Source organism: Pseudomonas sp. JS3066 (assembly GCF_036328175.1).
Classification (GTDB): domain Bacteria; phylum Pseudomonadota; class Gammaproteobacteria; order Pseudomonadales; family Pseudomonadaceae; genus Metapseudomonas.
The window spans coordinates 1,727,167-1,747,866 of sequence record NZ_CP143312.1; the positions used below are offsets into that span (position 1 = coordinate 1,727,167).

A 20,700-nucleotide genomic window follows, 5' to 3' on the forward strand; every position below is an offset into this window, starting at 1 on the left:
ACAGGATTGATCCCCTATAGGCTGTTCACGCCTGCCTCTTCGCCTCCCGATACTCCCCTGGCGTCTGCCCGGTCCAGGTTTTGAAGCTGCGATGGAAGGAGCGGGATTCGGTGAAACCCAGGTAGCAGGCGATGTCCTGGATCGGCAGGTCGCTGCGCAGCAGGTAATGTTCGGCCAGTTCGCGGCGTAGTTCATCGAGTATCTGCTGGTAGCTGGTGCCGGCTTGCTGCAAGTGGCGCTGCAGGGTGCGGACCGTCATGTGGAATTTTTCCGCCACCCGTTCCTTACGCGGCAGGCCATCCTTGAGCAGTAGGCGCAGCGCATTCTTGACTCGCTGCGGAAGCGGCTCGTCGTCATCCAGCCCCGCCATCAGTGCCAGTGCATGTTCTTCCAGGGTACGCAGCAGGTTGGCATCGGCCTGACGTAGTGGCACGGCGAGGTATTCAAGGGGTACCAGCAGGGCATTGCAGGGCTGTTCGAAACGCACTGGGCAGCCGAATACCTCTTCATAGTCTTCGATGCGGGTCGCCTCGGGTTGGGCGTGTTCGAACCACACTTCCCTCGGCGAGCGCTGCATGTCGGCGATCCAGCGGGCGTAGAGCAGCCAGGAGGCGAGCACGTTTTCCACCATGTGGCGGCGAATGGCCGGGTCCTGGTGGCGGCAGTTCCAGATCATCCGCACCAGGTCGTCCTCGGCCTCGATGCGGCTCACGCCCATGTCGCCCACCAGCTTCTCGTAAGGCGCGATGCGGCTCATGGCCTCGCCCAGGGTGGCGCAGTTCATGGTGATGTAGCCCAGCACGCTCCAGGAACCGGGTTGCACGTAGCGCGCTGAGTGCAGGCCGAAGAGTGGGTCACCGGATTCCCGGATCAGATGGTCCAGCAGACGTTCGTGGGCTTCACTGGGCAGGCGTCGGCCGTTGTCCGCGAGGTCCTCCGGGCTGAGCCCGGCGGCAGCGAGGACGGAGGCCTGTTCCAGGCCAAGCTGTTCCGCGTGGCGCAGGTACTTGAGAAGGGCGGGAACGGAGGTATAGCCGAGGGCGTGCATGCGTTTTCTTGTTATGTCCTGATTGGCGATGGCCACTGTCCCGATCCGACAGTGACGCCTTTGGGCGGCTGGCTAGTATAGGCAGCCATCGAAGACCTACGAAATAACCCGAACAAGGAGAACGGCATGCGACGCTGGAACGGCTGGGGCGATGAGGCGACGGTGGTGGAGCTGCCGGCCAATGGAGCGGCCTTCCTGGCCGAGCGCATCAGCGCGGGCCAGCCTCTGGCTGACGCAAGTCTGCAGCAGGTGCTGGCTCGTGTACCGGCTTCGCGCCTTGTGGCACATCCGCTGATCAGCCTGGATGCCGAGACTCGCGTGCGCCACGCCCGTGGCCAAAGCCTGCCGGACTGGCTGGCAATGCGCGAGGGAGACTTCGGCCAGTTCCCAGATGGCGTGGCCTTCCCAGAAACCCCGGAGCAGATCCGCGAGCTGCTGGCCTTGGCGGCCGAACGCGACCTGATACTGATTCCCTATGGCGGCGGCACGTCGGTGGCGGGCCATATCAATCCTCAAGCCAGCGAGCGGCCGGTGCTGACGCTCTCCCTGGCGCGCATGAACCGCATGCTGGAGCTGGACGAGGAAAGCCAGATAGCCACCTTCGGCCCCGGCGCCAACGGACCGCAAGTGGAAAGCCAGCTTCGTGCCCGTGGCTACACCCTTGGTCATTTCCCGCAGTCCTGGGAGCTGTCCACCCTTGGCGGCTGGGTGGCGAGCCGTTCAAGTGGCCAGCAATCCCTGCGTTACGGGCGCATCGAGCAGCTGTTTGCCGGAGGCACGCTGGAGACCTTTGCCGGCCCCATGGAACTGCCCACCTTCCCGGCGTCGGCTGCGGGCCCGGATCTGCGCGAGATGGTGCTCGGCTCAGAAGGGCGCTTCGGGGTGATTTCCGAAGTGCGGGTGCGGGTCACTCCGCTGGCAGATCAGGAGTCCTTCTACGCGGTTTTCCTCCCCAGCTGGAGCCAGGCCCTCAAGGGTATTCGCCGCCTTGCCCAGGCGCGGGTGCCGCTGTCCATGCTGCGTCTGTCGAATGCTATCGAGACGGAAACCCAGTTGGCCCTGGCTGGCCATCCGGGGCAGATTGCACTGCTGGAAAGGTACCTGGCGCTGCGCGGGGCGGGCGCCGGCAAATGCATGCTGACTTTCGGCGTGACTGGCAACCGCTTGCAGAACGCCACATCGCTGAAGCAGGCCAGGCGCCTGTTGAAGGCCTTCGGTGGTGTATTCACCGGCACCTTGCTGGGCAAGAAGTGGGAGCACAACCGCTTCCGTTTCCCCTACCTGCGCCACGCGCTGTGGGGTGCAGGCTATGTGGTGGACACCCTGGAAACGGCCACCGACTGGGTTAACGTCGACAGTCTGCTCGGCAAGATCGAGGCCAGTCTGCGCAATGGCCTGACGGATGAGGGCGAGCGGGTCCATGTGTTCACGCACCTGTCCCACGTTTATGGCGAGGGTTCGAGCATCTACACCACCTATGTCTATCGTCCTGGTGCGAGTTACGCTGACGCCCTGGCGCGCTGGAGCAAACTCAAGCGCGTCGCCAGTGAGGTGATCGCGCAGAATCGCGGCACCATCAGCCATCAGCACGGCGTTGGCCGCGATCACGCGCCCTGGCTGCCGGCGGAGAAAGGGCCTCTGGGCATGTCCGCCCTGCGCAGCCTGGCGCAGCACTTCGACCCCGAGGGCCGTCTCGCCCCCGGCGTGCTGTTCGAGGATTGAACATGGCCGCCTGGAACGCCGGTTGGCGCGCCGCAGCCTTGCCGGAACTGGCCAGCAGGGAATGGGACCTGATCGTGGTCGGCGGCGGCATATGCGGCGCCGGAATCCTGCGGGAAGCGGCGAGGCGCGGTTGGAAATGCCTGCTGCTGGAGCAGCGGGATTTCGCCTGGGGGACGTCGAGTCGCTCCTCGAAGATGGTCCACGGCGGCTTGCGCTACATCGCCAAGGGCCAGTTCGGCCTTACCCGCGCCTCGGTGCGAGAACGCCAGCGTCTGCTGGCTGAAGCGCCGGGACTGGTGGATCCGTTGAGTTTCGTCATGCCGCACCGCGGCAGCTTTCCGGGGCCGCGCGTATTCGGCGGTCTGCTGGCGGTCTATGACGCCCTGGCCGGGCGCCGCAACCACCTGTACTACCCGCTGCAGCAGCTGCGCTATCTGGTGCCCGGCCTGGACGAAGGCGGCCTTCAGGGCGGCACCCGTTTCTTCGATGCGGTAACCGACGACGCCCGGTTGGTAATGCGGGTGCTGGGAGAGGCCCGTGCTGAAGGCGGCGAGGCCCTGAACGGCATGCGTGTGGTGAACTTGCGACGGGAAGAAGGCAGCGTGACCGGCCTGGAGGCCGAGGACCTGGAAAGTGGTCAACGACTCACTTTCCGCAGCCGTGCGGTGGCCCAGGCGACGGGAGCCTGGGCTGATCGTCTACGTACTGTGCAGGGCACGGAGCACATCCGTCCCTTGCGCGGCAGTCACCTCCTGATTGCGGGGTGGCGTCTGCCGTTGGCCCATGCGATCAGTTTCATGCACCCCACGGACGGTCGGCCGGTATTTGTCTTCCCTTGGGAAGGGGCGACTGTGATTGGCACCACCGATCTCGATCACCGGGAAGAGCTGGACCGGGACGCACGCATCACTGAGGCGGAAGTCGACTACCTGCTGGAGGCCTGCGCCTTGCAGTTCCCCGCTGTGCGGATCGGCCGTGACGATGTGCTGTCCACCTGGGCGGGTGTTCGGCCGGTGGTGAGCGATGGCGAGGCACGGCTGAGACCGTCGGATGAGAAACGCGAGCATGTCCTCTGGATGGAGCCCGGCTGCGTCACCCTGGCCGGCGGCAAGTTGACCACCTTCCGTTTGTTGGCGCTGGAGGTGCTGCATGCCTGCGCGGGCTTCGTCGGCCGGACGCTGGAGGAGGGCGATGGCCCGGTCTTCATGCCTTGTGCAGCTCCGGACGCTGCGAGCCTGTCGCCAGCCCAGCGTCTGCGTCTGGCAGGCCGGCATGGACGAAGTGCCGCCGAGCTGGCTCGCTGGGTCGCGAAGATCGGCAATGGGCGCGTCGGAACCACGAATACGCTCTGGGCCGAACTGGCCTGGGCGGCGGAGGGTGAATTGGTCCTGCACCTGGATGACCTGTTGCTGCGCCGCACGCGCCTCGGTCTGTTGCTGCCTGAAGGTGCCCGCGCGGAGTTGCCGCGCATCCGCTCGCTGTGTCAGCCGCTGCTGGGCTGGGACGATTTCCGCTGGGCAGACGAAGAGGCGGCTTACCTGGCGCTCTGGCGTCACTGCTACAGCCTGCCCGAATAACAACAACAAGGACGCATCGTGAGCGAAAAGAGCTATCTGCTGGCCATCGACAACGGCACTCAGAGCGTGCGCGCCCTGCTGTTCGACCTGCAAGGCAATCTGGTGGGCAAGGGCAAGGTACCGCTGGAGGCCTATTACTCCAGCCAGCCCGGCTGGGCCGAGCAGGACCCGGACTACTACTGGGACAGCCTGGGTGAAGCCTGCCGACTGTTGTGGGAATCAGTGGATATCGACCGCAGCCTGATCCGTGGTGTCTCCCTGACCACCCAGCGCGGGACAGTCATCAACGTCGACGACGAGGGCCGGCCGTTGCGTCCGGCCATTCTCTGGCTCGACCAGCGCCAGGCCGAGGTGAAGGGAAGAATCAAGGGACCATGGGGCTGGTTGTTCAAGGCGATCGGGCTGGAAGGTACGGTGGACTACTTCCGCGCCCAGGCGGAAGCCAATTGGGTTGCGCAGAACCAACCGGAGCTCTGGTCCAGGACCCACAAGGTCCTGCTGCTGTCTGGCTTTCTCAGTCACCGTTTGTGCGGTCGCTTCGTCGATTCCGTGGCATGTCAGGTCGCCTACCTGCCGTTCGACTACAAGCGCTTGCAGTGGGCGCCGTCGCGTGACTGGAAATGGCAGTCCATGCCCGTGCGCCGCGAGCAGTTGCCGGAACTCTTCAAGCCCGGCGAGCGCCTGGGTAGCATCACTGCCGAGGCCAGCCGCCATACCGGTATTCCGGAAGGTCTGCCGCTGATTGCCGCTGGGGCTGACAAGGCCTGCGAAGTAATTGGCGCTGGCGGGGTGGAGCCGAGCGTGGCCTGCCTGTCCTACGGTACGACCGCGACCATCAACACCACGCGGCGCAAGTACCTGGAAACCATTCCACTGATCCCTCCATATCCGGCGGCGATTCCCGATCACTTCAACACCGAAGTGATGATCTATCGGGGATTCTGGATGGTCAGCTGGTTCAAGCAGGAGTTCGGCCTGCGCGAAATGCAGCGGGCGAAGGAGCTGGGGGTAGAGCCCGAGGCGTTGTTCGACGAGTTGGTCAGCAGCGTGCCGCCTGGCTCCATGGGGCTGATGTTGCAGCCGTATTGGTCGCCGGGCATCCGCGAGCCGGGTCTGGAAGCGAAGGGATCGATCATCGGCTTCGGCGATGTCCATACCCGCGCGCACATCTATAGGGCCATCCTCGAAGGCCTGGCCTACGCACTTCGCCAAGGCAAGGAACAGATAGAGAAACGCTCCGGCACGGCCATCACGCGTCTGCGGGTATCAGGTGGAGGTTCCCAGAGTGATGCGGCTATGCAACTGACCGCCGACATCTTCGGCCTGCCGGCCGAGCGGCCGCACGTATACGAAACCTCGGGGCTCGGTGCGGCCATCGATTGCGCGGTGGGCCTGGGTTTGCACCCGGATTTCCCGGCGGCCATCCGTGCCATGACGCGTGTGGGCCAGGTGTTCCAGCCGGAACCGCAGGCACAACGCACCTACGAGCGGCTGTACCGGGAGGTCTACCGGGGGATGTACAAGCAGCTGCGGCCGCTGTACCGGAAGATTCGCGACATCACCGGCTACCCGGCGTAGGGCAGCCGCAGTAGCGAATTCATTCGTGAAAGGGCCGCATCGCGGCCCCCGGCTAGCTCCCTCGCCAATGAATTAACCTACACAAAGTGCTGTGTACCCATTGATGGCGATGGGGAGTGTCAGGCCACATCCACCAGGACGATTTCGCTGTCCTCGCTGGCGGTAAAGCTGAGCACTTCCACATCGTGTACTGCCACGCCATCACGGGCTTCAGCGGCAACGCCATTCACTTCGTATCGGCCCTTGGCTGCCACCAGGTAGGCCTTGCGGCCTTTCTCCAGGCGGTACTCGGCGGTCTGGCCGGCTTTCAGGGTCGCGGCGGCGAGTCGGGCATTGGCGCGGATATGCAGGGCGTCATTACCTTCGTCAATGCCGCTAGCCAGGGTGACGAAGCTACCTGCGCGCTCGCCCTTGGGGAAGGGACGGGCACCCCAGGACGGCGCGGCGCCGTACTCGGTGGGCATGATCCAGATCTGAAAGATCTTGGTGGTTTCGTCCTCGAGGTTGTACTCGCTGTGGGCGATACCGGTACCTGCGCTCATCACTTGCACGTCGCCGGCTTCGGTACGGCCCTTGTTGCCCAGGTTGTCCTGGTGGGTGATGGCACCCTCGCGGACGTAGGTGATGATTTCCATGTCCTGGTGCGGGTGCGGCGGGAAGCCGCTCTGAGGTGCGATCTCGTCGTCGTTCCACACCCGCAGTTGGCCCCAGTTCATCCGCTGGCTGTCGTAGTAGCTGGCGAAGGAAAAGTGATGACGAGCGTTTAGCCAGCCGTGGTGAGCTCCACCCAGTTCAGCGAAGGGGCGTACTTCGATCATGTTCGGTCTCCTGTCTGCTCGCGGAGGGAGTTCTCCGGGAGGAATGGGTGGCATGATCAATCATCATATAACTGTGTAAAAGCGCAATTTGTTCGCCTTTCGTATCTATTAGTTCGATTTAATTGGCATTGGGTCAATCGCCAGTGACGTCACTGCGGAAGCCTTGCGGTCCTATACTCCGGCCATTCCTGATCGACGGAGGTGATCATGGGCGAGCGCAAAGCCTTGCTGATCCTGCATGGCAAGCAAGCAACGAACGACGACGTGAGGTCTGCCGTCGAAGCCCGTCGGAATGACGGGTGGGAGTTGGCGGTGCGTGTCACCTGGGAAGGCGGTGATGCCCGGCGTCTGGTCGGGGAAGCGTTGGCAGCGGGCTATCGGACCCTGATCGCAGGAGGCGGTGACGGCACCCTGCGCGAAGTGGCCGAAGCCATCGTCCAGGCCGGTAGCGATGCCAGCCTGGCGCTGCTGCCCCTGGGCACGGCCAATGATTTCGCTCGCGCCGCCGGCATACCTCTTGAGCCCGGCGATGCGCTGGCGCTGCTGGACGTCGCGCCACGAGCCATAGACCTGGGCGATGCCGACGGGCATCTGTTCCTCAACATGGTGACAGGGGGATTTGGCTCGAAAATCACTGCCAACACCTCTGAAGACCTGAAGAAGGTGCTCGGTGGAGCGGCTTATTTTCTCACGGGCCTTACCCACTTCTCCGAGGTGCACTCGGCTCTGGGCAGTTTTCGCGGCCCGGATTTCTCCTGGGAGGGCGAGTTCCTGGCTCTCGGAATCGGTAACGGGCGTCAGGCCGGCGGTGGCCACCCTTTGTGTCCGCAAGCTGTGGTGGACGATGGACTGCTGGATCTCTGCATCATCCCGGCGCCCCAGGACGTGGTGGGCACCCTGACAACTCTGCTCTCCGGCGGCATCCTCGGCCTGGAGGCGGTTTCCGTGAGCGCACGTCTGCCGTGGGTGGAGGTGGAAGCCACGGAAGGGCTGGACCTGAACCTTGATGGCGAACCGCTGGAAAGCTCGCGTCTGCGCGTTTCCGCGCGAGTTGGGGCGCTGCGGGTGCATCTGCCGGAGAGTTCTCCGCTGCTACTGACAGGCTAGGCGCCGGAGCACTGGCGCCAGGGGATTGGCTGCGGCATGATGGCGCGGTGCCATGCCTTCAGTTTTTCGGCAATTTGCCGAAACGCTGCCATGGCAGTCCTGCCCACACCGCATTCGTAGCAGAGGAAGTTCCATGGCCGGCATTCTCGACACCGTCGATCAACGCACCCAACTGGTGGGTGAAAACCGGCTGGAAATCCTGATGTTCCGCCTCAGTGGCCGCCAGCTGTTCGCCATCAACGTGTTCAAGGTGCAGGAAGTCCTGCAGTTGCCGAAGATGACGCTGATCCCGCAGCGACATCCCTTTGTGTGCGGTGTAGTCAACCTCCGAGGCCAGACACTGCCGGTGATCGACCTATCCCAGGCCATTGGCATGCGACCACTGGTACCGGATGAGCGCAGCACCATCATCGTCACCGAGTACAACCGCTCGGTACAGGCGTTCCTGGTGGGTGGCGTGGACCGCATCCTCAACCTCAACTGGGAATCCATCATGCCGCCGCCCGGAGGCGCGGGTCGCCAGCACTATCTGACGGCGATCACCAAGGTGGATGAGCAGATCGTCGAAGTCATCGACGTGGAAAAGGTGCTGGCCGAGATCGTGCCCATGAGCACACGCGTATCCGCTGATCGCCTGGGCAACCCGCTGTTGCAGATGGCTGTGGGGCGTGAGGTGCTTCTGGTGGACGATTCCAGCGTAGCTCTGACGCAACTGCGGGAGACCCTTTCGCAGCTTGGCATGCGCATGCACATGGCCAGCGATGGCCTGAAAGCATTGAAGATGCTCAAAGCCTGGGCCGACAGTGGCGAAGACATGACCGAGAAGCTGCTGATGATCTTCACCGACGCGGAAATGCCAGAGATGGATGGCTACCGCCTGACCACCGAGATTCGCAACGATCCGCGCCTGCGCGACCTCTATGTGGTCATGCACACGTCGCTGTCCGGCAGTTTCAACGATGCGATGGTGAAGAAGGTCGGCTGCGACAACTTCCTCTCCAAGTTCCAGCCCGACAGGCTGGTGGATGTGGTGATGGACCGGCTCAAGCGCGATCAATGAGCTTGAGGTGAGCGGGGTTCGCTGCGTATAAGGTGGGTTTCGCTCGAACGCTGATCAGGAAGCCGGCCATGTTGCGTCTCTCCTCCCTCTATCGATACCCCATGAAATCCGCCATTGGCGAACCCCTGCAGAAGGCCCAGGTGGACGCCTTGGGCTTGGCAGGCGACCGGCGCTGGATGCTGGTGGATGCCGAAAATGGCCGCTTCCTGACCCAGCGCGCCTTTCCTCGGATGTCCCAGCTTTCGGCACGGTGGAACGATGCCGGCGGCTTGACCCTGAGCACCGCGGGGCAGCCGACCCTGGAAGTGCTGTTGCCCGATCCCGACGGCAATCTGCGCGGTACCTTTGTCTGGGGTGCTCCGATGCATGTGCCGGACGCCGGCGATGAAGCGGCGCAATGGCTCAGCGATTTCCTCGGCAAGGCGTGCCGCCTGGTCCATGTACCAGAACACCGTGCGCGGGACATTCCAGGCAGTCTGTTGCCGGAAGAAAAGGTGGGTTTTGCCGACGGTTTCCCGCTGCTGCTGATCGGTCAGGCCTCGCTGGAAGACTTGAGCGAACGGGTAGGGCGGCCCTTGGAGATGCTGCGTTTTCGCCCGAATCTGGTGGTGGAGGGCAGCGCGGCCTACGCCGAGGACGGCTGGAAGCGCATTCGCATCGGTGGCATCGAGTTCAGTGTCGCCAAGGGCTGCAGCCGCTGCATCCTGACCACCATCGATCCGGCGACCGGAGAACGCAACGCCGACCGTGAGCCACTGACGACCCTGAAGACCTATCGCGAGCGCGAGGGCGAGGTCTACTTTGGACAGAATCTGATCAACCGCGCTACCGGGGTGCTGGAAGTGGGGATGGAGATCGAAGTCCTCGAGTAATCTGATTTCGAGCCAATGAGAAAGGGCGCCGATTGGCGCCCTTTCTCATGTCTTACTGGTCGTCGAAATATCGCTCGTGCCAATCCACCAGAGGCTGCGGAGCGTTCAGCTTGTGCCCGTAGATCACCGAGTAGGACAGCACGTTCTGCACATACTGGCGGGTTTCGTCGAAGGGAATGGTTTCCACCCAGACATCGTAGGACAAGTGGTCGGCGCCCCGCAGCCACTGGCGAACCCGGCCGGGGCCGGCGTTGTAGGCGGCCGAGGCGAGCACTCGGTTGCCGTTGAACTGGCCGTGGACCTGACTCAGGTAGGCGGCGCCGAGCTGGATGTTGACGTCGGGGTTGAACGCCTGCTTCGGCGAGCCCAGCGGAATGCCGAACTTGCGCGCGGTTTCCTTGGCGGTGCCCGGCATCAGTTGCATCAGCCCCATTGCGCCGACGCCGGAGCGCGCGTCGGCCATGAAGGCGCTTTCCTGGCGGGTGATGGCGAACACCCAGCTGGAATGCAGACCGCGAATCTTCGCTTGCTGGGTCAGTGCCGAGCGGTGGGCCATCGGGAAGCGGATATCCAGGTCATCCCAGTACTGGGCCTGGCTGATGGTGCGGATGGCCGGGAAGTACCATTGCAGGTCATAGGCGATCTTGGCCTGGGCCACCATCTCGTCGCGGTTGAACAGGCGGCTGACGTGGTACCACTCGCGGCGGCCGTTGACGATCTCGCCGCGGTCATGGAACTCCAGCGCACGGCGGATGCCTGCGGTGTTGCGCACCTTCTGCATCACCTTCGGGTCGATGGCCAGAGGCTTGTTGTTCAACTGATAGGGTGCCTGGATACGGTCGGCGGCCATGAAGCCGTAGAAGTCACGCTCTCGGGCAACCGGTTGGAACAGCGGGACCGGTTGCTGGCTCTGGGGCTGCGCCAGTTGCAGGCTGCGGGCCTGCCAGTAGCGCCAGCGGTTGGTCTTGGCCAGGTCTTCGGGCATCTGCCGGGTCAACTGGTAGGCGTCGTCCCAGCGACCCAGTCGCAGTAGCAGGCGCGCGCGCCATTCGCTGACGGTGTTGTCGCGCAGTTCGGGGTCGTAATGAGTCATGACCTTTAGTGCGCGGGAGTCGAAGCGCTTGGCCAGGGTCAGGCCGATTTCGCGGGCGATGGCCACTTTCTCTTCCTTGGAGAAGGGCAGGCGCGCTGCATAGACATCCAGCAGGCTCAGAGCCTTCTCCGGGTCCTGGCGTGCCAGGCGGCGCAAGCCGAGACCTGCGGCATCGGCCGTGTGGCGATCGGCGGGTGCGAAACGGGCAGTCTGGCTCAATATCTGCGGCTTCTGCGCCACTTCCACCATCAGCTTGCCCTGGGTGCCCAGGCGCGGCATGGTTTTCACCAGGTGGTTGGCCAGGCCATAGTTGCGGGCTTCAGCGGCCAGTTTGGCGCGCTTCCAGCGCAGCTCCTCGGTCAGTTGGCCCTCGGCGCTCCACATGCCGAACAGCACATCGCAGGCTTCGGGCTGGGACTTGCCCACCAGCCAGAGCTTCTTGGCCGAGGCATAGCCTTCTTTCTTCATTCCGTGCTTGAGCTGGTACTGGCCGAAAAGGCAGTCGAGTTCAGTGAAATTGAGCTTGGGGTCGTAGTAATTGACGAACGTCTGCCACTCGCCCCGCTCGGCCAGCCAGCGCAACCAGCGCAGCTTCATCCAGCCGGCTTGGGGAAGGTCGCCATGCTCGGCGAGGAATTTCTCTATTTCTTCGTTGCTCGCCCATTTCAGACGGGCGGTCAGCTCGTCGTATGCCAGGTAGGGCTCCAGCGGGTAGTCGCGCAGGGCATTGGCGTAGCGCTGGTAGGGGCCGGAATCACCCTTGGCCAGTGCGCGCTTGGCCTCGTCGTACATCAGCCGCTGCTGCGCGAGGGGAACCGAGGAGGCCTGAGCGACTTGCAGGCCGACCGTAGAAAGGAGCAGACAGGAAAACAGGCTGAGCAGACGACCGCGCATGACACTTCCGAGGCAGATATATCGTTGTGAATGCCCATTTCGGGGCATCGAATAGCGCCTAGCTTAGCTTCTGGGGCGGGCCGGTTAAAGCATTGCGCCAGCAAGGGAAACCGGCGGTAAAAAATGCCCGAGAGACGGTGTGGCAAGTCGGGTAGAATGCGCGCCCTTATCCCGGAGGCCCCACATGACGCTGCTCAAGTTCACCGACGTATCTCTTGCCTACGGCGCCATGCCGCTGCTGGATAAGGTGTCCTGGCAGATCGCCCGTGGCGAGCGCGTTTGCATCATTGGCCGCAACGGCACAGGCAAGTCGAGCCTGCTGCGCCTGGTCAAGGGCGATCAGTTCGCCGATGACGGTGAAATCTGGCGCGCACCGGCGCTGAAGATCGGCGAATTGCCGCAAGAGTTGCCGCTTGCTGACGATCGTACCGTTTTCGACGTGGTCGCCGAGGGTCTGGCCGGTGTCGGCGCGCTGTTGGCCGAATACCATCACCTCAGCCAGCACATCCAGTCCGAGGCGGACCTGACCAAGCTGGCCCACGTCCAGCAGGAACTCGAAGCTCGCGACGGCTGGCGCCTGCAGCAACTGGTAGATAGCACCCTGAGCCGCCTGCAGCTGCCGGCGGACAAAACCCTGGCCGAGCTTTCCGGTGGCTGGCGCCGCCGCGTGCTGCTGGCACAGGCGCTGGTGGCCGAGCCTGACCTGCTGCTGCTCGACGAGCCCACCAACCATCTGGATATCGGCGCCATTGCCTGGCTGGAAGAGGCCCTGCTGGGCTTCAACGGTGCAGTACTGTTCATCACCCACGACCGTTCCTTCCTGCAGAACTTGGCCACGCGCATCCTGGAACTGGATCGCGGCCACCTGATCGACTGGAACGGCGACTACGCCAGCTTCCTGGTCCACAAGGAGCAGCAACTGGCGGCGGAAGAGACGGCCAACGCGCTGTTCGACAAGCGACTAGCGCAGGAAGAAGTATGGATTCGCCAAGGCATCAAGGCGCGTCGTACGCGTAATGAAGGTCGCGTACGCGCGCTCAAGGCTATGCGTGCCGAACGTGCCGATCGTCGCGAGCGTCAGGGCAAGGCCAGTTTCCAGCTGGAAACCGCCGAGAAGTCCGGCAAGCAGGTCATGGTGGCCGAGAGCGTCGGATTTGCACATCCGGGCGGCGAACCGCTGATTCGCGATTTCAACCTGGTGCTGCAGCGCTCCGACCGTATCGGCCTCCTTGGCGCCAACGGAACCGGCAAGACCACGCTGCTCAAGCTGCTGCTCGGGGATCTGCAACCCACCAGCGGCAGCATCGAGGTCGGCACTCGCCTCGAAGTGGCGTATTTCGACCAGTTGCGTCACCAGCTCGATCTGGAAAAGACCGTAATCGACAACCTCGCCGAAGGTCGCGAGTTCATCACCATCGAGGGCCAGAACCGTCATGTGCTGAGCTATCTCGGAGACTTCCTGTTCAGCCCTCAGCGCGCTCGCACACCCGTGAAGGCGCTGTCCGGAGGCGAACGGGCACGTCTGTTGCTGGCAAAGTTGTTCAGCAAGCCGGCGAACCTGTTGGTATTGGACGAACCAACCAACGACCTGGACGTGGAAACCCTGGAATTGCTTGAAGAAGTGCTGCTGAGCTTCCCTGGCACCGTGTTGATGGTCAGCCACGACCGGGCCTTCCTCGACAACGTGGTCACCAGCACTTTGGTGTTCGAGGGCGAGGGTCGGGTTCGCGAGTATGTGGGCGGTTATCAGGATTGGTTGCGCCAGGGCGGTTCGCCGCGCCTACTGGGCGTTGGGGAGGGGCGAGAGGCCAAGGCCGAGGCTCCCAAGGCCGCAGAACCCGCACCCGTGGTCAAGGCGACCGTCGCTGAGGCTCCGAAGCAGAAGCTGAGCTATAAGCTCCAGCGCGAACTGGAAGCGATTCCCGGGCAGATCGAAGCCCTGGAGGCTGAGCAGGCGAAGCTGCAGGAGGAAATTTCCGACCCGGTATTCTATCAGCGCCCGGCGGAGCAGACCCGCGTGGTGCTGGAACGCCTGGATGGCTTGCAGAAGGAACTGGACCGCCTGATCGAGCGTTGGGCGGAGCTGGAAGACAGTTGAGGAAGTGAGCCGGAGAGCCCATGGCCATCGAATACCGCATCAGCCTGGATGACCTTCATGAGTTCAGCTATCGCATTGAGCTGGATCGTGAGTACGACCCGGAACGCGCTGCTGGCGCGCCGAAGTGGACGCGTCTGGAGCACCAGCAGTGCAGCAACTGCCCGTTGCGTCAGGAAACCCACAGCCATTGCCCGGCAGCGGTGGACCTGCACCGGGTGATCGAGGACTTTCAGGGCTTGCCGGCGTTCAAGAAGGTGCAGGTCTGGGTGCGTACGCCAGAGCGTGAATACGCCAAGGTGGTTGGGTTGGAGGAGGGGCTTCGCGCCCTGCTGGGGGTCATCATGGCTACCAGCGCCTGCCCGGTGCTGGGCAAGCTCAAGCCGATGGCGCATCAGCACCTGCCATTTGCCAGTAATCAGGAGTTCATCCTACGGGCCGTTTCGCTCTATCTGGCACGTCAGTATTTCAACCTTCGGGAAGGGCGCCATGCAGACTGGGAGTTGAAGGGGCTGGTGCGTCTGTTCCAGCAGCTACAGCTGGTGAACCAGGCCTTCTGGCAACGTATCCACGATACTTGCGAAGGGGACTCCAATCTCAAGGCCTTCCTGACCTTCTTCTCCATGGCCTCCAGCATGACCTACTCGCTGGAAACCCAGTTGCAGAAGATCCGGCCGCTGGTGATGAGCGCGGGCGAGGGCTTTGACTGACGCCCGCGCCCGCTGGGTCGAGTCGTTTTATTCAGGCTTCTTCAGGCGGACCGCCAGTACGTCGCAAGGTGCGCCGTGGAGCACATCGTTCGCGGTGGAGCCGAGCAGCAGAGCAAGGCCGTGGCGGCCATGGCTGCCGACAACGATCAGGTCGCAGCCCTGCTCCTCGGCGAGGCGGTGGATTTCCTGGCGTGGCTGGCCGTAGGCCAGGTGGCGCTGGTCGGCGCTCAGCTCGGAATAAATGCCGGCGAAGCCCTGCAAGCGCTCCCGAGCCTGTTCGAACTGCTGTTGCTGGAGCATGGACAGGTCCATGGGTACGTCACCACCGAAGGCCATGGCCATCGGTTCGACGATATGCACCAGCGACAGCTTGGCATTGCTGGCTTGGGCCAGCGCTTGGGCGCGACGCACCACCGGATGGCATTCATCGGTCAGGTCTACGGCGACCAGAATGTGCTGGTAGGTCATGGGTGACTCCTCCTTAAGGTTGCGCATGATCACAAGTATGGCTTTCCGGAACGTTTAACACAGGCTTTTGAGCGGGATAACCTTTATGACCATCTGGATCGTCCTGTTGCTCCTACTGGCGATGCTCAGCCCGCTGGTCTGGCTGGTGCCTTCCAAAGGGCAGCGCGGGCGTATGGAGCTGCGCCTGCAGGCACGGCGGATGGGGTTGTCCATGCAGTTGTCGCGCCAGGAGTGGCCGCACTGGTTGGTCCAGGAGCCGCCGCATTCCTGCGCCCAGTACCATCGGCCGCGTCTGCGCGGGCGCGAGGCCTGGTGCTATTGGCAGAACGAGCCGGGCACCTGGGTGAACCAGTGGCGCGAGCCGTGCGAGGACGCGGCGGTGCTGACACATCTGGCTGGTTTGCCGAAGGATGTCTACAAGGTCGAAGCGAGCTCGCAGATGATTGCCCTCTACTGGGGGGAGCGGGGAACTGCGGAAGACCTGCAGCGCATCGCCGAAACGCTGAAGGCGCTGGCCTGAGGTCAGGGCGCGACGGTGTTGCCGTCGCGCAGGTTGCCGGTCTCAGCTCTGGGCGGCGGAGTAGCGGGCGGAGATGTCTTCGAGGCCGTCGATGATGCGGTCCGAGTACTTGTTGATGAGGAACGGCACGCTGTTTTCGTTGTAGTTCTTCAGCGATTTCTCGATGTAGCGCCATTTGGTGCTGATGCCATCCAGCGCCTGGCGAATTTCCGGAGTGTTCTGTGGCGCCTGCTCCAGGCTGATCAGCTGGTTGGCAAACTGACCGGCCAGCTCGTCGATGCCCTTGCCGCCATTGCTGCCAATGAAGCTGCCACCGATGGACGCGCTACGGGAGGCGTAGTCCACTGCGATGGTCTGCATCAGCAGGCTCTGATCTCGGCTGCGCTGGGTCAGGGGCGGAACCTGGGTCGAACCCTCCTGCTGGATCCTGGCGTAGAGCTCGTTCGAGAGGTCCATCAGGCGCTTGTTCCGCTCGGTCAGGTCGGCCACCGGTTGCAGGTCGGTATAACCTTGCTGCTTGAGTGAGGTGACCAGACCGGTCAGCTCGCTGTGGTAGCTCTGCCATTCCTGGGCCAGCTGGGCGCGCAGGGCCTTCGATGCTTCCCCGGGCATTTCGCCCAGTTCCTTCAGGTGCGTATCCGCCTTCTGCACCGACTCGTCGATCAGTCGCGCGTAGCGCTGATCACCTTCCATGCCGTTGTACATATAGAAGTCGCCAAGGCTGCGCTGGGCGGCGAGGCGCATCTGATGGAGCTTGAGCAGGCTGTCCGCCGGGGACGCTTGAGCAGAAGCTAAAGCGGGAAGGGTGAGCAGGGTACCCAGCAGAATGGCAAGCAGACGGCTCGTCATTGGTACTACTCCGTGGGCCATTGGCCTCGATTGTTGTTGTTTTGGCGTTCGAATCCTGGCGGATCGAGTGGCACGAATGTACCTGTGAGGCAGGCAATTTGCCAGCGGCCTTCTGGCAGCTTTTCCGCCAAGCAGCAGTGGTCGTGATGAGACGCAATCAATTGAGTGAATCTGTGTCATTTGTCTTGCCCGACTTGCGGCAAGGCAGGTGACAGAGCTGTTTTATCGTGGCCGACCGGTCACGCTGCGCGATTGACAAGCGCAGACTTTTCCCTGAATCTGCGCTCACCCAAATCAAACGGGCGTATGAATCAAGCGTTTGTCTTGTCTGACGCTTCCGATGAAGCCCGAATATCGCGTCGGTGGGTGTGCCGGATCGATCAGGACTATGCTCCGGCAGCGCCGGAGGCAAGTCCGCCGGTCGGCTCCGATGCGTACAGTCCAGTTTCCCAAACCGTGGAGATCAGTTGATGATTTACGAAGGTAAAGCCATCACGGTTAAGGCTCTTGAGGGCGGTATCGTCGAACTGAAATTCGACCTCAAGGGTGAGTCCGTCAACAAGTTCAACCGCCTCACCCTGAACGAACTGCGTGATGCAGTTGCAGCCATCAAGGCCGACGCTTCGGTCAAGGGCGTGATCGTTAGCAGCGGCAAGGACGTGTTCATCGTCGGCGCCGATATCACCGAGTTCGTCGAGAACTTCCAGCTGCCCGACGAAGAGTTGGTGGCCGGCAACCTCGAAGCCAACAAGATCTTCAGCGCGTTCGAAGACCTCGAAGTTCCCACCGTTGCCGCGATCAACGGCATCGCCTTGGGTGGCGGCCTGGAAATGTGCCTGGCAGCCGACTATCGCGTGATGAGCACCGTTGCCAAGATCGGCCTGCCGGAAGTCAAACTCGGCATCTATCCGGGCTTCGGCGGCACTGTGCGCCTGCCGCGCCTCATCGGTACCGACAACGCGATCGAGTGGACCGCTTCCGGCAAGGAGAACCGTGCCGAGGACGCCCTGAAAGTTGGTGCCGTCGATGCTGTTGTCGCTCCCGCCCTGCTGCAGGCTGGCGCTCTGGACCTGGTCAAGCGTGCCATCTCCGGCGAGCTGGATTTCAAGGCCAAGCGTCAACCCAAGCTTGAAAAGCTGAAGCTCAATGCCATCGAACAGATGATGGCCTTCGAAACCGCCAAGGGCTTCGTTGCTGGCCAGGCCGGCCCGAATTACCCAGCTCCGGTCGAAGCCATCAAAACCATCCAGAAAGCTGCCAACTTCGGCCGCGACAAAGCTCTGGAAGTGGAAGCCGCCGGCTTCGTGAAGCTGGCCAAGACTTCGGTCGCCACTAGCCTGATCGGCCTGTTCCTGAATGACCAGGAACTGAAGAAAAAGGGCAAGCAGTACGACGAAGCTGCCAAGGACGTGAAACTGGCTGCCGTACTCGGCGCTGGCATCATGGGTGGCGGCATCGCCTACCAGTCCGCTTCCAAGGGCACTCCGATCCTGATGAAGGATATCCGCGAAGAGGGTATCCAGATGGGCCTGAACGAAGCGTCCAAGCTGCTCGGCAAGCGCGTCGAGAAAGGCCGCATGAAGCCTGAAAAGATGGCTGAAGCGCTGAATGCGATTCGTCCGACCATGTCCTACGGCGACTTCGGCAACGTCGATATCGTGGTCGAAGCTGTCGTCGAGAACCCGAAGGTCAAGCACGCCGTGCTGGCCGAGGTGGAAGGTCATGTTCGCGAAGACGCGATCATCGCTTCCAACACCTCCACCATCTCCATCAGCTACCTGGCCCAGGCCCTGAAGCGTCCGGAGAACTTCGTCGGCATGCACTTCTTCAACCCGGTGCACATGATGCCGCTGGTTGAAGTGATTCGTGGCGAGAAGTCCAGCGAAGTGGCTGTTGCCACTACCGTTGCCTACGCCAAGAAAATGGGCAAGAACCCGATCGTGGTCAACGACTGCCCCGGCTTCCTGGTCAACCGTGTGCTGTTCCCGTATTTCGGCGGTTTCGCCAAGCTGCTGGAATTCGGCGTCGACTTCGTACGCATCGACAAGATCATGGAGAAGTTCGGCTGGCCCATGGGCCCGGCCTACTTGTCCGACGTGGTCGGCATCGACACCGGCCACCACGGCCGCGATGTGATGGCCGAAGGCTTCCCGGATCGTATGGCCGTTGAAGGCAAGACCGCCGTTGACGTCATGTACGAAGCCAAGCGCCTGGGTCAGAAGAATGGCAAGGGCTTCTACGCCTACGAAACCGACAAGCGCGGCAAGCCGAAGAAGGTTACCGATCCGGTTGCCTACGAAGTGCTGAAGTCGATCGTCAAGGAGCAGCGTGAGCTGACCGACGAAGACATCATCAACTTCATGATGATCCCGCTGTGCCTGGAAACCGTGCGCTGCCTGGAAGATGGCATCGTATCGACCGCTGCCGAGGCCGACATGGGCCTGATCTACGGCATCGGCTTCCCGCCCTTCCGTGGTGGTGCGCTGCGCTACATCGACAGCATCGGTGTGGCCGAGTTCGTGGCCCTGGCCGACAAGTACGCCGACCTGGGCGCGCTGTACCACCCGACCGCCAAGCTTCGCGAAATGGCCAAGAACGGCCAGAAGTTTTTCGGCTAATTGAGCGAGAGTGAAGAATATGAGCCTGAATCCTAGAGATGCAGTCATTGTCGACTTCGGCCGCACCCCGATGGGTCGCTCCAAGGGTGGCATGCACCGCAACACCCGCGCCGAAGATATGTCGGCGCACCTGATCAGCAAGCTGCTGGAGCGCAACACCAAGGTCGACCCGGCGGAAGTCGAGGATGTGATCTGGGGCTGCGTTAACCAGACGCTGGAGCAGGGCTGGAACATCGCACGCATGGCGTCGCTGATGACCCAGATCCCTCACACCAGCGCCGGCCAGACCGTCAGTCGTCTGTGCGGTTCCTCCATGAGCGCCCTGCACACCGCCGTGCAGGCCATCCAGACCGGCAACGGCGACGTATTCGTGGTCGGCGGTGTGGAGCACATGGGCCACGTCGGCATGATGCACGGCGTTGATCCGAACCCGCATATGTCCCTGTATGCCGCCAAAGCGTCCGGCATGATGGGCCTGACCGCCGAAATGCTCGGCAAGATGCATGGCATCAGCCGTGAAGCCCAGGATCAGTTCGGTGTGCGTTCGCACCAACTGGCCCACAAGGCCACCGTCGAAGGCAAGTTCAAGGATGAAATCATCCCGATGCAAGGCTACGACGAGAACGGCTTCCTGAAGGTGTTCGACTTTGACGAGACCATTCGTCCGGAGACCACCCTGGAAAGCCTGGCCAGCCTGAAGCCAGCGTTCAACCCGAAAGGCGGCACCGTGACTGCGGGTACTTCCTCGCAGATCACTGACGGCGCTTCCTGCATGATCGTGATGAGCGCCCAGCGTGCCCAGGACCTGGGTATTCAGCCGATGGCCGTAGTACGTGCCATGGCGGTTGCCGGCGTAGATCCGGCGATCATGGGTTACGGCCCCGTGCCGTCCACCCAGAAGGCGCTGAAACGCGCTGGCCTGACCATGGACGACATCGACTTCGTCGAACTCAACGAAGCCTTCGCTGCTCAGGCCCTGCCGGTGCTGAAAGACCTCAAACTCCTCGACAAGATGGAGCAGAAGGTCAACCTGCACGGCGGTGCAATTGCCCTGGGTCACCCGTTCGGCTGCTCTGGTGCCCGTATCTCCGGTACCCTGCTGAACGTGATGAAGCAGAACGGCGGTACTCTGGGCGTGTCCACCATGTGCGTGGGTCTCGGCCAGGGCATCACCACCATCTTCGAGCGCGTATAAGCGCACGCAGGATGAGAAAACCGGGGCCCAGTGCCCCGGTTTTTGCTTTCATGTGGAGATACTTCGCAGGAATTTTCGTGTAAGGGCTGGCTTCGAGTCGCATCACGCGGCACCATGCGCAACCTTTGCGGGCTAGCCTGCATTCATCACTGTGAGGCAATCATGAGCCTGCAACCGGGTCTCTATCGTCACTACAAGGGTCAGCAGTACCGTGTCATCGGTATTGCACGACATTCCGAGACGGAGGAAGAACTGGTGGTCTACCAGGCCCTCTATGGCGAATTCGGCCTTTGGGTGCGACCGCTCAGCATGTTCACCGAAACGGTTCAGGTGGACGGCGAGCAGATTGCGCGCTTCGCCTTGGTGAGTGCGGAGCCGGACCTATTTCCTCAGCCCTGAGGGGCGGCGAGGACAGCCGGGGCGCGCTTGACCGCTTCGCACTGGCCACTATATATAGCGGTGCCGCGACGGGCGGC

At 62.6% G+C, this 20,700-nt stretch carries 17 protein-coding genes; 12 read left to right on the forward strand and 5 right to left on the reverse strand.

The annotated features are described in order from the left end of the window. Positions 1 to 25 precede the first annotated feature (25 nt). Positions 26 to 1,048 carry an AraC family transcriptional regulator GliR gene (gene gliR, locus SA496_RS08075; RefSeq protein ID WP_120651673.1) on the reverse strand — a complete coding sequence of 341 codons (1,023 nt, stop codon included), beginning with the start codon at positions 1,046 to 1,048 and terminating at the stop codon, positions 26 to 28. Between the two features lie 126 nt (positions 1,049 to 1,174). On the opposite strand from gliR, the gene SA496_RS08080 reads away from it, so the two are divergent. The 3 genes from SA496_RS08080 to SA496_RS08090 are packed head-to-tail and all read left to right on the forward strand — an operon-like array spanning position 1,175 to position 5,925. Continuing rightward, a complete protein-coding gene (locus SA496_RS08080) occupies positions 1,175 to 2,770 on the forward strand; it encodes an FAD-binding oxidoreductase (RefSeq protein WP_120651672.1) in 1,596 nt (531 codons plus the stop codon). Between the two features lie 2 nt (positions 2,771 to 2,772). Continuing rightward, positions 2,773 to 4,347 carry a glycerol-3-phosphate dehydrogenase/oxidase gene (locus SA496_RS08085; RefSeq protein ID WP_330115250.1) on the forward strand — a complete coding sequence of 525 codons (1,575 nt, stop codon included), beginning with the start codon at positions 2,773 to 2,775 and terminating at the stop codon, positions 4,345 to 4,347. 18 nt (positions 4,348 to 4,365) lie between these two features. Continuing rightward, positions 4,366 to 5,925: an FGGY-family carbohydrate kinase gene (locus SA496_RS08090; protein ID WP_330115251.1), complete on the forward strand. Its 1,560-nt coding sequence runs from the start codon at positions 4,366 to 4,368 to the stop codon at positions 5,923 to 5,925. A 119-nt stretch (positions 5,926 to 6,044) separates the two neighbouring features. Here SA496_RS08090 and SA496_RS08095 read toward each other — a convergent pair whose 3' ends face one another. After that, positions 6,045 to 6,743 carry a pirin family protein gene (locus SA496_RS08095; protein WP_120651669.1) on the reverse strand — a complete coding sequence of 233 codons (699 nt, stop codon included), beginning with the start codon at positions 6,741 to 6,743 and terminating at the stop codon, positions 6,045 to 6,047. 207 nt (positions 6,744 to 6,950) lie between these two features. Between SA496_RS08095 and yegS the strand changes: the two genes are divergently transcribed. The 3 genes from yegS (at position 6,951) to SA496_RS08110 (ending at position 9,782) form a co-directional block, all read left to right on the forward strand. Then, positions 6,951 to 7,850: a lipid kinase YegS gene (gene yegS / locus SA496_RS08100; RefSeq protein WP_120651668.1), complete on the forward strand. Its 900-nt coding sequence runs from the start codon at positions 6,951 to 6,953 to the stop codon at positions 7,848 to 7,850. Between the two features lie 133 nt (positions 7,851 to 7,983). Then, complete coding sequence (locus SA496_RS08105; protein ID WP_120651667.1) at positions 7,984 to 8,910, forward strand: chemotaxis protein CheV; 927 nt, start codon at positions 7,984 to 7,986, stop codon at positions 8,908 to 8,910. A 68-nt stretch (positions 8,911 to 8,978) separates the two neighbouring features. Continuing rightward, positions 8,979 to 9,782, forward strand: a complete 804-nt coding sequence (locus tag SA496_RS08110) for an MOSC domain-containing protein (protein ID WP_330115252.1) — start codon at positions 8,979 to 8,981, stop codon at positions 9,780 to 9,782. A gap of 52 nt (positions 9,783 to 9,834) precedes the next feature. Here the strand turns inward: SA496_RS08110 and SA496_RS08115 are convergent, their stop codons facing one another. Next, entirely contained in the window at positions 9,835 to 11,769 is a 1,935-nt protein-coding gene (locus SA496_RS08115; protein WP_120651665.1) for a transglycosylase SLT domain-containing protein, read from the reverse strand. Positions 11,770 to 11,953: 184 nt separating this feature from the next. Here SA496_RS08115 and SA496_RS08120 point away from each other — a divergent pair, with 184 nt between their 5' ends. Together SA496_RS08120 and SA496_RS08125 are read left to right on the forward strand one after the other, a co-directional pair. Beyond that, entirely contained in the window at positions 11,954 to 13,867 is a 1,914-nt protein-coding gene (locus tag SA496_RS08120) for an ATP-binding cassette domain-containing protein (RefSeq protein WP_120651664.1), read from the forward strand. 20 nt (positions 13,868 to 13,887) lie between these two features. Next, the gene (locus SA496_RS08125; protein WP_120651663.1) at positions 13,888 to 14,574 is read left to right on the forward strand and encodes a DUF6901 family protein; all 687 of its coding nucleotides are present in this window, start codon (positions 13,888 to 13,890) and stop codon (positions 14,572 to 14,574) included. Positions 14,575 to 14,601: 27 nt separating this feature from the next. Here SA496_RS08125 and SA496_RS08130 read toward each other — a convergent pair whose 3' ends face one another. Next, a complete protein-coding gene (locus SA496_RS08130) occupies positions 14,602 to 15,042 on the reverse strand; it encodes a universal stress protein (protein ID WP_077525355.1) in 441 nt (146 codons plus the stop codon). A gap of 85 nt (positions 15,043 to 15,127) precedes the next feature. Between SA496_RS08130 and SA496_RS08135 the strand changes: the two genes are divergently transcribed. Next, positions 15,128 to 15,562, forward strand: coding sequence for a hypothetical protein (locus SA496_RS08135; protein WP_120651662.1), 435 nt, complete (start codon positions 15,128 to 15,130; stop codon positions 15,560 to 15,562). A gap of 42 nt (positions 15,563 to 15,604) precedes the next feature. Here the strand turns inward: SA496_RS08135 and SA496_RS08140 are convergent, their stop codons facing one another. After that, positions 15,605 to 16,411, reverse strand: coding sequence for a hypothetical protein (locus tag SA496_RS08140; RefSeq protein WP_330115253.1), 807 nt, complete (start codon positions 16,409 to 16,411; stop codon positions 15,605 to 15,607). 470 nt (positions 16,412 to 16,881) lie between these two features. Between SA496_RS08140 and fadB the strand changes: the two genes are divergently transcribed. The 3 genes from fadB to SA496_RS08155 all read left to right on the forward strand — a co-directional run bounded on the left by fadB (position 16,882) and on the right by SA496_RS08155 (position 20,623). Then, a complete protein-coding gene (fadB, locus tag SA496_RS08145; protein WP_330115254.1) occupies positions 16,882 to 19,029 on the forward strand; it encodes a fatty acid oxidation complex subunit alpha FadB in 2,148 nt (715 codons plus the stop codon). Positions 19,030 to 19,048: 19 nt separating this feature from the next. Next, positions 19,049 to 20,224, forward strand: a complete 1,176-nt coding sequence (fadA, locus tag SA496_RS08150; protein ID WP_120651659.1) for an acetyl-CoA C-acyltransferase FadA — start codon at positions 19,049 to 19,051, stop codon at positions 20,222 to 20,224. 162 nt (positions 20,225 to 20,386) lie between these two features. Then, positions 20,387 to 20,623, forward strand: a complete 237-nt coding sequence (locus SA496_RS08155) for a DUF1653 domain-containing protein (RefSeq protein ID WP_120651658.1) — start codon at positions 20,387 to 20,389, stop codon at positions 20,621 to 20,623. Positions 20,624 to 20,700: the final 77 nt, after the last annotated feature.

Coding starts and splice junctions, on each gene's coding strand:
- SA496_RS08115 (WP_120651665.1), bottom strand. CDS start 11,769: ATGCGCGGTCGTCTGCTCAGCCTGTTTTCCTGTCTGCTCCTTTCTACG.
- SA496_RS08130 (WP_077525355.1), bottom strand. CDS start 15,042: ATGACCTACCAGCACATTCTGGTCGCCGTAGACCTGACCGATGAATGC.
- SA496_RS08110 (WP_330115252.1), top strand. CDS start 8,979: ATGTTGCGTCTCTCCTCCCTCTATCGATACCCCATGAAATCCGCCATT.
- SA496_RS08155 (WP_120651658.1), top strand. CDS start 20,387: ATGAGCCTGCAACCGGGTCTCTATCGTCACTACAAGGGTCAGCAGTAC.
- fadB (WP_330115254.1), top strand. CDS start 16,882: ATGATTTACGAAGGTAAAGCCATCACGGTTAAGGCTCTTGAGGGCGGT.
- SA496_RS08080 (WP_120651672.1), top strand. CDS start 1,175: ATGCGACGCTGGAACGGCTGGGGCGATGAGGCGACGGTGGTGGAGCTG.
- SA496_RS08125 (WP_120651663.1), top strand. CDS start 13,888: ATGGCCATCGAATACCGCATCAGCCTGGATGACCTTCATGAGTTCAGC.
- SA496_RS08140 (WP_330115253.1), bottom strand. CDS start 16,411: ATGACGAGCCGTCTGCTTGCCATTCTGCTGGGTACCCTGCTCACCCTT.
- SA496_RS08105 (WP_120651667.1), top strand. CDS start 7,984: ATGGCCGGCATTCTCGACACCGTCGATCAACGCACCCAACTGGTGGGT.
- yegS (WP_120651668.1), top strand. CDS start 6,951: ATGGGCGAGCGCAAAGCCTTGCTGATCCTGCATGGCAAGCAAGCAACG.
- SA496_RS08085 (WP_330115250.1), top strand. CDS start 2,773: ATGGCCGCCTGGAACGCCGGTTGGCGCGCCGCAGCCTTGCCGGAACTG.
- SA496_RS08135 (WP_120651662.1), top strand. CDS start 15,128: ATGACCATCTGGATCGTCCTGTTGCTCCTACTGGCGATGCTCAGCCCG.
- gliR (WP_120651673.1), bottom strand. CDS start 1,048: ATGCACGCCCTCGGCTATACCTCCGTTCCCGCCCTTCTCAAGTACCTG.
- fadA (WP_120651659.1), top strand. CDS start 19,049: ATGAGCCTGAATCCTAGAGATGCAGTCATTGTCGACTTCGGCCGCACC.
- SA496_RS08095 (WP_120651669.1), bottom strand. CDS start 6,743: ATGATCGAAGTACGCCCCTTCGCTGAACTGGGTGGAGCTCACCACGGC.
- SA496_RS08120 (WP_120651664.1), top strand. CDS start 11,954: ATGACGCTGCTCAAGTTCACCGACGTATCTCTTGCCTACGGCGCCATG.